The 11269-nt window shown below is 72.8% G+C and carries 7 protein-coding genes and 1 pseudogene; 4 read left to right on the top strand and 4 right to left on the bottom strand.

Going from position 1 to position 11269, the window contains the following annotated elements:
* Window positions 1–14: 14 nt before the first annotated feature.
* Complete coding sequence (locus ACZ7KF_RS24130) at window positions 15–1748, bottom strand: LuxR C-terminal-related transcriptional regulator (RefSeq protein WP_471078609.1); 1734 nt, start codon at window positions 1746–1748, stop codon at window positions 15–17.
* A gap of 754 nt (window positions 1749–2502) precedes the next feature.
* On the opposite strand from ACZ7KF_RS24130, the gene ACZ7KF_RS24125 reads away from it, so the two are divergent.
* Both ACZ7KF_RS24125 and ACZ7KF_RS24120 read left to right on the top strand, forming a co-directional pair.
* Window positions 2503–3246 (top strand): thioesterase II family protein, encoded by a 744-nt coding sequence (locus ACZ7KF_RS24125; protein WP_471078606.1) that lies wholly within the window; start codon window positions 2503–2505, stop codon window positions 3244–3246.
* A gap of 246 nt (window positions 3247–3492) precedes the next feature.
* Entirely contained in the window at window positions 3493–4215 is a 723-nt protein-coding gene (locus tag ACZ7KF_RS24120; RefSeq protein ID WP_471078604.1) for a 4'-phosphopantetheinyl transferase family protein, read from the top strand.
* Here the strand turns inward: ACZ7KF_RS24120 and ACZ7KF_RS24115 are convergent.
* Window positions 4193–4993, bottom strand: a pseudogene (locus ACZ7KF_RS24115) (pentapeptide repeat-containing protein); the annotation flags it as partial. The gene ACZ7KF_RS24120 and the pseudogene ACZ7KF_RS24115 overlap by 23 nt on opposite strands.
* A gap of 563 nt (window positions 4994–5556) precedes the next feature.
* On the opposite strand from ACZ7KF_RS24115, the gene ACZ7KF_RS24110 reads away from it, so the two are divergent.
* A complete protein-coding gene (locus tag ACZ7KF_RS24110) occupies window positions 5557–6888 on the top strand; it encodes a cytochrome P450 (RefSeq protein WP_471078601.1) in 1332 nt (443 codons plus the stop codon).
* Window positions 6889–7063: 175 nt separating this feature from the next.
* Window positions 7064–8641, top strand: a complete 1578-nt coding sequence (locus ACZ7KF_RS24105; protein ID WP_471078598.1) for an alpha/beta hydrolase — start codon at window positions 7064–7066, stop codon at window positions 8639–8641.
* A gap of 120 nt (window positions 8642–8761) precedes the next feature.
* On the opposite strand, the gene ACZ7KF_RS24100 is transcribed toward ACZ7KF_RS24105, so the two are convergent.
* Complete coding sequence (locus ACZ7KF_RS24100) at window positions 8762–10000, bottom strand: MFS transporter (RefSeq protein ID WP_471078596.1); 1239 nt, start codon at window positions 9998–10000, stop codon at window positions 8762–8764.
* Window positions 10001–10359: 359 nt separating this feature from the next.
* Window positions 10360–11181, bottom strand: coding sequence for a DeoR/GlpR family DNA-binding transcription regulator (locus ACZ7KF_RS24095; protein WP_471078593.1), 822 nt, complete (start codon window positions 11179–11181; stop codon window positions 10360–10362).
* Between the last annotated feature and the right edge of the window lie 88 nt (window positions 11182–11269).

The following is an 11269-nucleotide window of genomic DNA, read 5'->3' as shown; positions in this document are numbered from 1 at the left end:
CCGTCATCTCCGGGTCAGCCCGCCAGGGTGCCGTGTCCCACCCGCGCCGCGACGGCCGCGCGCGAGGACACCTCGAACTTGCTGAAGATCCTGCTCAGGTGGGTCTCCACCGTCTTGTGGCTGAGCCCCAGCTCACGGGCGATCTGCCGGTTGGTCCGCCCCCGGCTCACCAGCACGGCGACCTCACGCTCGCGCGGCGTCAGCTCCTCCAGCGCCGGGGTCTGCGGCGGCGTGGAGGAGGCGTCCGGTCCCGCGCCCTCGGCCCGCAGCGCGGCGATGCGACGGGTCATACGGCGCGCCCCCATGAGCGTCGCGAGGTCGTCGGCCCGGGTCAGCGGTTCCGCGGCGGCGCCGGCGCCCTGCCGCAGCCGTTCCCGGGCGATGAGCGTGTACGCCTGCGCGACGGTGGGCAGATGGTCCGCCTCCTCCGCCGCGGCCAGGGCGTCGGTCGCGTGCCGCAGCCGCTCCTCCCCCGTGGGGGCGCACTCGGCCAGCGCCGTCTGGGCGATCGCCGTCCGGCCGGTGATGCCGAGCCACCTGGCCGCCCGGCCGGCCTGCTTCGCCCAGCCCAGGGCCGTCTGCCGGTCGTCCGTGGCCAGGGCGGCCCGGGTCAGCGCCGCGTAGGCAGGCGGGTGGTACGGGGCCGCGAGCAGGGGCAGCCGTCCGCCGCCGCACTGCTCGACGAAGCCGGCCGCGGCACCCTCGGCCGCGAGATCACCCACGCCTTCGCCCTCGCCCTCGCCCTCGCGCTCGGCGAGCCGGGTCTCCAGCACGGCCAGCCGGGCGGTGAGCAGGACCGCGTTGTCGGCGGGCAAGGCGCGCAGTGCCTCGTCGAGTTCGTCGACATGGGACACGGTGTCCGCGGTGGACGACTCCAGGCGGCACAGCAGGGCCAACGCCGAGGCCGCCGTCTCCAGGGCCCCGCTCTTGCGGGCCAGCCAGAGCGCGCGTTCCACGTGCACGGCTGCCTCCGCGTAGCGTCCGTGCCGCAGGCACAGCTCCGCCAGTCCGGACCGCGCCGCCGCGGCCAGCTCCCACTGCCAGCGGTCCACCAGACTCAGGCACCGGGACAGATGGCGTACCGCCGAGTCGTCCTCCTCCAGGAGGAGTTCGCACCAGCCGAGGACCAGCAGGGTGGACGGACGCCGTGCCGCCTCGTCGGGGGTCAGGGTGTCGACCAGCCGCGCGCAGGCGGTCGCGGCCTCACCGCCGCCCGCGATGTCGCCGCCGCTCAGCCGTGCCATGGCCTGGACCGCCAGCGCGTGCATGTGCAGCACCAGATCGGGACCGGCGGCCGTCGCGTGCACGGCGCTGTCGGCCCACACCTGCCCGATGCCCGGCCAGCCGCCCGGGGCGGCCACGGCCGCGCGCTGCACCTGGAGCCGGGCCGCCAACGCGGGATCGATCCCCACCACTTCGTCCAGCGCACCGTTCAGCACCTCGACGGCGCCGGTGCGGTGTCCGCGCAGCCGGGCCATGCGTGCCCGGACCATCGCCAGCTTGGTGCGACGGACGGGATCCTCGTCGTCGACGGTCATCGCGTCACCGATGCGCAGCGCGCGGGCGCACTCGGCGTGCCGCCCGGCGTTGAGGCAGGCCCGGGCGAGAGCGAGCTGGACCGCGAAGGGGTCGCCGCCCGACTGCCGGGCCGCGTGTCGGTACCAGGCGATGGCGATTTCAGGGGTGTGTTTGTCGACCTCGTGCGAAACCTCGGTCATCAGCGCCGCCAGCTCGTTCGCGCGGGTCATGACCGCGGATTTTGTCCGATCCGCGAAAGGGTCGGGCGCGGAGGGATCGGTGGCGGGCTGTGATGGTTCGTGGCCGTCGAGCACGCCGAAAGTACGGCGAGACTTGATCGTCATGCGATTTCCCCGTTGTTCGAGGGGGAGATTGCGTCATCGGTCCCGCCGCGATGCAAAGCCCCCGTCCGAATGCCGCCCGCCATCGTGTGGCGCATCCGCGGCACAGTGTGTGCTTGGTGCCCGAAAATTTCAGCGAATTATGGGCGGTGTCGGTTCTGGCTTTTCCCGCGGCCGTGGTCAGTGGCCTCTGGGTCGCTTCCGGGTCAGCGTGGAAAGAAGAATGGAGCCGGAAACAATGCCTGCCAAGAGTTCTGCGTCCGAGACGCGCAGAAGCCTCCTGATTCTCGTCAGCATGGACGATCTCCCCCGTTGTGTGCATGACGCGACGTCAGCACGCCATTGGCCCATGCTAGGTGTCGTCTGACTGAACTCGCAAGCATGGTGCAGGAAATGATGAGTCCGGTTGTGGCTCTGGGGTGTTTTTCCGGATTGGTCGCGAGTGTTACGTGATAAGGGAGCACACCGGAACTAATCGAAGTCAACGGTGCTCGTGCGTTCGGTATCCTTTCGGCAAGGTTTCTCTGAGTGATGAGTGCGCCGCCCCGGAGCGGCAATTCGTCCGCATCGCACACGACCGCGGCCGTGCACCGTCCGACACCGACAGCGCGGGCGGCACCGGCCGAACCAGGGGGAGACGCACATGTCCGAGCAGATCTGGACCACGGTCCTGCGGCCCACACGGCACACGCCACGAGGGAGGGTCGTCACCGTTCCGCACTCCGGCGCCGGACCCAACGCGCTCCTCCCGCTGCTGCTGCGGCTGCCGCCCGACATCGAGGTCGTCGGCATCACCCTGCCGGGACGCGAACGGAGGTACGGCGAGAGCTTCGACCGGCTCCCGGAGGACCCGGAGGCCGTGGTGGACGCCGTGCGCGGTGAACTGGAGGCCGCGCCCCGGCTCCCCACCGTCCTGTTCGGTCACAGCATGGGCGCCGCCTTCGCGGCCACGCTGGCGGTGCGCGCGCCGGCGCTGTGCCAGGGACTGGTGCTGAGCAGTCTCGCCCGGTCCGGTTCGCCCTCCGAACCGCCTGAGCGTCCGACCGAGGCGGACGTGCTCGACGTGGTCCGGATGGGCGGCGGCACACCGGAGGAGTTCCTCCTCGAAGCCGGCCTGCGGGCGCACCTGCTGAGGCTCCTGGTGTGCGATCTGACCCTCGGGCGCAGGCTCGCCGCGCTGAGTGCCGGCCGCCCGTTGCCCGTGCCCCCGGTCGTGCTGGGCGGCCGGGACGACAAACTGGTCGCGCCCGAGGACCTCGCCGACTGGACCGGAACCGGTTCCGGCGCGGCACGCACGCGGCTGTTTCCCGGCGGCCACTTCTATCTCCTGGACCAGGCCAATCTCGACGCCGTCGCGGCGGAGTTGACGACTGCCCTGCCGAGCTGACCCACCGGAACCCGGCGGCCGGACCCGGCGCGGCACCGGCTCCTCGGCCGGCCCGCGAGGAACGCCGCCGCCCGCCCCCGTCCGCGTCGTCGGGGAGGACCCGGACCCGTTCGCACCGGCCCGGAGCGGCGAGGAACGCGCGGCGGGGGAGGCGGGGCGGGACCGCGACGAGACGGTGGCGCTCGCGGAGCGGACGGGGCGGCATAGGGTGTCAGCGGATGCCGCTACTGGCCGGCGGGAGGCGATGTGGTCGACGAGAGTGCGCCGGGCCCGCTCCTGGAAGGGCTGCTGCCCGCGGCCGTCGCCGTGGCCGAGCTGTTCGGCCCCGCCGCCGGGGTCGAGCTGTTCCCGCAGGAGGCCGAGGCCGTCGCCGGTGCGGGGGAGGAGCGGCGGCGGGAGTTCGGCTCGGTCCGGCTGTGCGCGCGCCGGGCGCTGGCGCAGCTCGGCGTGGCACCGCGACCCCTCGTGCCCCGGGGAAGCGGCCCGGGGTGGGCCCGCCGGGCACCGCGCTGGCCCGAAGGCATCGTCGGCAGCATGACCCACTGCGCGGGCTACCACGCCGCCGCCGTCGCGCCCGCGGCGTCCTTCGCGGCCCTCGGCGTGGACGCGGAGCCCGACGAACCCGTCTCCGAGGACGTACGCGAGCTGATCACGGTGCCCGAGGAGCGGCCCGTGCTGCAGCGGCTCGGCACCGCCCACCCCGGCGTGCACTGGGACCGGCTGCTGTTCAGCGCGAAGGAGAGCGTCTACAAGGCGTGGTTCCCGCTGACCGGACGCTGGCTGGACTTCGACCAGTGCGCGATCACGCCCGACCCGGAGCGCGGCACGTTCACCGCGGTCCTGAAGGCGCCCGGGCCGGTGGTGGGCGGGGTGCGTCTGGACCGCTTCGACGGGCGGTGGCGGGTCGGGCGCGGGCTGCTGGTGACCGCCGTGGTGATCCCCGCGCCTACCAGTGGGCGGGTCGGCTGAGCGCGGGAGACAGCGCGGTGGCCGCGTCGCCCTTGGCCGCGTTCAGCTGCGCCTGGGTGAGGAACAGGGCACCGGTGAGGTCGGCGCCGCGCAGGTCGGCGTCGCGCAGGTCGGCCCCGATCAGGTCGGCGTCGCGCAGGTCGGCCCCGCTGAGATCGGCCGCGACGAGGAGGGCGCCGCGCAGGCTCGCCCCCCTGAGGCCGGCGCCGGACAGCTTGGCGCCGATCAGATCGGCTCCCCGGTGGTTCTTCTTGCGGCCCGGCACCCGGGCCCGGACCAGCTCGCTGGCCCGCAGCAGCAGGACGTTGACCTCGCCGCGCAGCGCGTTCACGTCCAGCGCGACGACCGACTCGGCGTCGCCGCGGGTCAGCCCCTCGACATGGGCCAGCGCTCGCCGCAGCTCCTTGTGGACGGGGCGGGCCGGTGCGAGGTCGAGGGCCTCGGTGACGTACCAGAGCAGCTCGTGCAGCTGCCGCATGACGGGGAAGACCTCGAACATGGAGCGCGCCGTCTCGGGCGCCTGTCGCCAGTCGGTGCCGCCGAAGGTGACCTGGGACACCTTCTGTCCGGCGCCGAAGCAGTCGAACACGGTGCAACCGGAGTAGCCCTTGTCGCGCAACTGCGCGTGGATGCCGCAGCGGAAGTCCGACCGGAGGTTCGAGCACGGTTTGCCGGCGGGCTTGTCGACGGCGAAGTCGGCAGAGCGGGCGAAGGGCAGGGCCACACAGCACAGGCCGAAGCAGTCGCCGCAGTCGGCCTGGAGGTCCCCCCGGTCCGGGGAGGCCCCGCGGCTCCGGGGCGCCTCGCGGTCGTGGACTGCCCCGCGGTCCCGGGCCTCCCGGTCCGGCCCGGCCTGCCGGTCGTTCCCGGCCTGCCGCGCGGAGCGGTCCTGGCCGGCGGTGCCGCGCTCCCGGTCCTGTTCCGCGGTCCGCGCACGCTCGCGCTCGCCCGACCGGGACGGGCGCCCCCGCCCGCCGCCGGCGGAAGACCGCCGGCGTCCCCCGGCGGAGGAGGGCTGCTTGCGACCCCCGGAGGAAGAGGGGGATCCGTGCTGTGGCGACACCTGTGTGCTCCTGTTGGGCGGCGAGCACCGCATACCGCGGCGCTCCGAGAACGGCCCCCCATTGTCGCAGGCGGCACAGGATGCCCCACCGAGCGGCTGCCGGAGCCGTGCCGGGCCGGGGTCCGGACGGGAGCCCGCGCCGGGTCGCGGCGCTCGCGCGGTGCTCGTCCCGGCGCGGGACCGAGGCGGGCTGTCACCGACCGCGTCCGCTCCCGTACAGTCCGTGCTGTCGACGCCCCCCAACGGCCAAGTCCCGCCCGCTGACCAGGAGAAGAAGCATGGACACCGAGACCGGCACCGGCTCCGCCGCGGACGTTCCCGAATCGAGTCGGCCGGTCCCCGAGGCCGAGCCCGGGCTCGTTCGACGCTGGCGGGCGGAGGGAGGCGAACTGGTCGAACTGCTGTCCCAGGTGCACGAGCGGTACGGCGGCATCGCCGCGTTCCGCCTCGGTCCGGCCCCCACCGTCCTCGTCACCGATCCGCAGGCGGTCCAGCACGTCCTCGCCCGGCAGCCGGAGCTGTACGTCAAACGCTCCCACCGCGCCCGTCTGCTGATCGGTGACGGTGTCCTCGCCGCCACCGGCGCTGCCTGGAAGCGGCAGCGCCGACTGTTGCAGAGCCAGTTCACGGGCACGGGGATGCGGAGCTACGAACGGCGGATCACCGAGGCCGCCCGGACCGCGGCCGACCGCTGGGCCGGATACGCCCGCACCGGTGAGACCTTCGACGTCGGCCAGGAGGTGCGCCGCTTCGCACTGGACACCATCTGGCGCACCCTCACCGGGCACCCCCTCGACGACGGGACCGAGCGCGAACTGGCCGCCGTGGCAGCGGTGGCGGCAGTCCTCCCGACGCTGCCCGCCGACGCCGTCGCCGCCCAGGACGCCGTCGCCGCCGACCTCGCCCGGATCGACGCGGTCGCCCGGCACGCCATCGACGCCGCGCGCAGCGGCACGGCCGGCCCCGCGGGCCCCGGGCTGCTGAGCATCCTGACCGACGCGGCCGCCGAACGCCCCGAGTACACCGACCGGTTGATCCGCGACGAGCTGGTCACGCTGCTCGTCGCCGGGCACGAGACCACCGCCACCACGCTGACCTGGCTCTACCTGCTGCTCGACCGCTACCCCGCCGCGCGCGAGGAGGCACTGGCCGCGGGCGCCGCAGGCTCCGCCGAACGGCGCCGGGCCGTCCAGGCCCTGGTCCACGAGACGCTCCGGCTCTACCCGTCCGCGTGGATCCTGCCCCGCCACGCCACCCGGGACGACACCTTGGCCGGCTACGCCGTCGAGGCGGGCACCGACATCCTGGTCTGCCCCTACCTCACCCACCGCGATCCCCGACTGTGGCCGGACCCCGAGCACTTCGACCCCCGGCGCTTCGGCACACCGGACGGCCGGCCCACCGACCCGGGCGCCTACTTCCCCTTCGGCATGGGCCCCCGCGCCTGCCTCGGACTGCAGTTCGCCCTCCGTGAATCGACCGTGCTCCTCGAACACCTGCTGCCGGTCCACGTCCCCGTCTTCTCCGCCGCACCCGCGAAGGCGGTGTACGGCATCACCGTCCGCCCCGACGGCCCGGCCCCCGCGACCCTGAGGGCGCCCCTCGCCTGAAGCGGGGCGCGCCGCGGGTGCGGACGGCTGTGAGCCCGTCCGGGTTCTCCTCCGTACGTCTCTTTCCGTGTACACCGAGAGGTGGATCAAGACTGCCCTGAAGGGGGATTCGCCGGCGTCCCGGACACGAAATCGTCGCTCCGTACGCATAGTTGACGGAAAGGAACGGCACATCGTGCGGATAGGACGCATGGCGCCCTTGCTCGCGGTGGGGGTCACGGCAACGCTGGTCCCCGCCCTCGCCCCGGCGCAGGCATCCGCGGCAGAACCGCTGAAGAGATTCGAGACGCAGAAGCCCGCGTGGCACCGATGCGACGCGTCGCAGCCGGCGGCGTTCCAGTGCGCCACGATCACGGTCCCGCTCGACTACAGCCGCCCCGGCGCCAAGACGATCAAGCTGGCCGTCTCCCGTGTGAAGACCGGCGTCCCGGGCAAGCGGCACGGCGCCCTCCTCTTCAACCCCGGTGGTCCGGGCGGCGAGGGCCTGGACATGCCGGTCATGATGAAGGACATGCTGCCCAAGAAGGTCCGCGAGAGTTACGACCTCATCGGGTTCGACCCGCGCGGCGTGGGGCGCAGCACCCCGGTCACCTGCGGTCTCACGGGCACCGAGCAGAACATGGAACACCCCTACAAGGCCGAGACGTTCAGCCGGGACGTCAAGTGGGCCCGGACCGTCGCCGACAAGTGCCGTGCCAGGAACGGCGACCGGCTCCCGTACATCACCACGCGCAACACCGCCCGCGACATGGACGTCATCCGCGCCGTGCTGGGCGAGAAGAAGATCTCCTACCTGGGGTACTCCTACGGCACGTACCTGGGCGCCGTCTACGCGCAGATGTACCCCGGGCGGACCGACCGCTTCGTGCTGGACAGCGCGGTCGACCCCGCACGGGCCTGGCGCGGCATGATCCAGGTGTGGGCGGAGGGCACGGAGCCGGCGTTCACCCGCTGGACGAAGTGGACCGCGCGGCACCACCGCACCTACCGGCTCGGCGACACGCCGGCCAAGGTGAAGAAGACGTTCTGGGACCTGGTGGCCCGCGCCGACCGTACGCCCATCGACAACGGTGGCCAGAAGTTCACCGGCGACGACATCCGGGCCGGCCTGCGCCCCGCGTTCTTCACTCCCCGGTACGCGGCCGAGGCGGTCGTGGACCTCAAGAAGGCCGCCGGCGGACATGCGACCCCCCGTCGTTCCCCGGCGCCCGAGGCGCAGCCGGGACCGGGCCGGTCCCGGGCATGGGCCGCGCAGGCGCGGGCCGACAACGAGTCCGCTGCCTTCTGGACCGTCGTCTGCGGTGACACCGCGGCGTGGCCGCGCGACCCGGAGCAGTACCGGCGTGACGCCATCCGCGACAAGGCCGCGTACCCGCTCTACGGCGACTTCGGCTCCACCATCACGCCCTGCGCGTTCTGGGACAAGCCGGCCGAGCCCGTCACCGCGGTGGACAACAAGGTCGGCCTGCTCACCGTCCAGAACCAGTGGGACTCCCAGACGCCCCTGGTCAGCGGCCTCGGCATGCACCGCGCTCTGAAGGGGTCGCGCATGGTGTACGTCCAGGGCGGCGAGGGCCACGGCGTCTACTCCGGGGACCCGCAGGCCTGCGCCGACCGCACCGTCAACGACTACCTGAGCAACGGGAAGCTCCCGGCACGGGACGTCACCTGCAAGCCGTCCGGTGACCGGAACCCGGGCGTGGCCCGCCCCCTCGTCCCGGCGCGGCCCACACCGGGAGCGCCCCGCTTCTGACGCGCCTTCCCGACCCGGTGACGCCCGTCCGGTCGTGCGACGCACCGCCCGGACGGGCCCGACGCGAGACACCCGCCGCCCACGGCCGGATCCCGGCCCGGGACAGCGGGTGTCTCCCGGTCATCCTTGTGTCCGCGCGACATCCGCTTCCGGCGCGGTGGGCCCGGTCGCCGCGCGCTCACGGGCGACCGGGACGTCGCGGGCGCCGGCCTGCGCGGGAAGGGTGAGGAAGAGGGTCAGCGCGGCGCTCGCCAGATAGAGACCGGCGAAGATCCACATCACGCCTTCGACGCCGAGCGGTCCGAGGAAGAGGGCGACCACGGCCGGACCGACGAACGTGCTGGCTCCCGCGCCGAGATTGAGCGCCGACATCGCCTGGCCCTTGTGTTCCGGTGCCAGGGAGGGCATGAGCGCGGACAGCGGCACATAGCCGGCGAGCGTGGCACCGAAGAGGCTCACCAGCACCATCGCCACGGCGAAGTCGTCGCCGGCGGCCGCCGTGCCGTAGTAGAGCAGCAGCGTGGTGACCGCGCAGCCCACCCCGCCGAACCAGGCGACCGTGCGCTGCCAGCCGAGGCGGTCGCCGACGAGACCGAAGAGCAGGTTGAAGAAGATGTTGGCGGCGAACATCGCCGACAGCAGCCGCAGCCACTCGGTCAGCGAGAAGCCCAGCGTGTCCGTGAAGAAGACGGGCAGGAAGACCAGGAAGCCGAACTGCGCCGCGGTGTTGACGGTGCGGACCACCGCGCCGACGCCGATGCGCGGGTTGCGCCAGACGATGGAGAGCGAACCGAAGAGCGTGGCCAGCGGGCGCTCACCGGCGGGCGCGAGCCGCCGTCTGCCCGTCGGCTCGCGCACCAGGAGCAGTGCGACCAGGCCGCCCGCGACGACCAGGACCAGCGCGAGCCACAGCGTGCGGTAGGTGCCCACCCACGGCACGGTGAAGCTGGCGACGAGCGAGCCGAGCGTGGGCAGCCCGCCGGTGAAGGCGAACCAGAACCAGCCCACGGCGGAGCCGAGCCGGTACCGAGGTGTCACCGCCGTCACCCAGACCAGGAAGCCGTACGCGAAGAGCGGATAGCCGAAGCCGCGCAGGCCGTAGCTGATCACCAGCAGCCCGTAGTGGTGCGTCGGGACGGCGAGGCCGAGGAAGGCCACCTGGAGCGTGGTCCAGACGGCGAGGCCCAGCATCATCACGCGGCGCGGGCCCCACAGGTCGGAGAGCGCTCCGGAGAACCAGGCAGAGACGCTCGCCGTGACGCCGTACACGGTGAACAGCAGGGCCACACGCTCCTTGGAGATGCCCTCGTGCAGCAGATAGGGCGAGAGGAATCCCGATTCGACGCCGTCACCGATCATGAAGATCAGGACGCCGAGAAAACCCCACGAAAGGGCCTTCGGAATGCCTGCGCGATCCAGGAATCCGCGTGCCCCGGTTTCGTCGGGTGCGGAATGAGGATTCAGGGGGACGGTCACGGCGGCCACCTTCTTGGGGAAATGGGGAGAGCGGAGTGCCGTACGGCGTGGCACCGATGAAAAGTCCGCTCCCGGGCGGGGTCAATCCGTCGTGGAAAAGACCTCGCGAGCCGTGTGACGCGTGGCGTTAAGTCGTCGCTCCCTCGCCGCGCGACGGTCCCCGGGCCGGGGGCGTCGCCCCAGATCAGGGCGCCGAACGGGCCCTGGCTAACGGGGCGCGGCGAGTGAGGACCGTGTGATGTTCACGTGGCGCCGTGCGGCCGGGTCGCGCCGGGCGCGCCGGTGACGGTGCGGACGTGGACGCCGTTGTCGCGCAGCCGCCGTATCTCGGCCGCCGGGGCCGCGTCGTCGACGAGCACCAGGTCGAAGTCGGTGAGCGGAGCGAGCGCGTACAGGCCCTGGTTGGCGAACTTGGTGTGGTCGATGACCAGTACCCGACGTGCGGCGGCCGCCATCATCGCCTGCTTGACCTGCACCGTCTCGGGTGACATGTGATAGCAGCGGCCGCCGGTCACCGCCGTGGTCGACATGAACAGCACGTCCGCCCGGAACGCCTCCACGCTCCGCGCCGTGTGCGCGCCCAGGAAGGCGTCGTAGGCCGGGAAGTAGGTGCCGCCCAGCGCGACCAGGGCCACGCCGGGTTCGCGGGCCAGCGCCGAGATGGCCGGCAGCGAATTGCTGATGGCCGTGACGGGCGTGTGGTCCGGCAGGTGCCGGACCAGGTTCAGGCAGGTCGTGGAGTCGTCGATCATGACCACCTGGCCGGGCGCGAGTTCCTCGGCGGCGGCACGCGCCAGCAGCTGCTTCGTCTGCACCATCGTCGTCAGACGTTCGCTGGTGCTGCCGTGGAACTGTGTCGAGGGCAGACAGCTCGCCCCGCCGCGCACCTTGCGCAGCCACCCCTGCGCCTGGAGGGCGTCCAGGTCGCGGTGGACGGTCATGACGCTCACACCGAACTCGGTCGCGAGGTCGGCGGTCCGGACGAAGCCCTTGCCCGTGACGAGTCCGCGCAGCCGGTTCCGGCGCTCCTCCTGGGCGTCCGTCCGGGCATCCACACCGGCCATGGCAGCCGCTCCTTCCGGGCTCCGCGCGGTTCCCCGCCGCGACGGACGGGAACGGATGAGAAGAGCCTCATGAGAACCCCACATGAAC

This window comes from Streptomyces sp. NPDC038200, assembly GCF_055600785.1.
Note: the sequence above shows the minus strand (reverse complement) of the source record. Positions and strands in the feature narration are given on the sequence as shown.

Coding starts and splice junctions, on each gene's coding strand:
- ACZ7KF_RS24095 (WP_471078593.1), bottom strand. CDS start 11,181: ATGGCCGGTGTGGATGCCCGGACGGACGCCCAGGAGGAGCGCCGGAAC.
- ACZ7KF_RS24110 (WP_471078601.1), top strand. CDS start 5,557: ATGGACACCGAGACCGGCACCGGCTCCGCCGCGGACGTTCCCGAATCG.
- ACZ7KF_RS24100 (WP_471078596.1), bottom strand. CDS start 10,000: ATGATCGGTGACGGCGTCGAATCGGGATTCCTCTCGCCCTATCTGCTG.
- ACZ7KF_RS24125 (WP_471078606.1), top strand. CDS start 2,503: ATGTCCGAGCAGATCTGGACCACGGTCCTGCGGCCCACACGGCACACG.
- ACZ7KF_RS24130 (WP_471078609.1), bottom strand. CDS start 1,748: ATGACCCGCGCGAACGAGCTGGCGGCGCTGATGACCGAGGTTTCGCAC.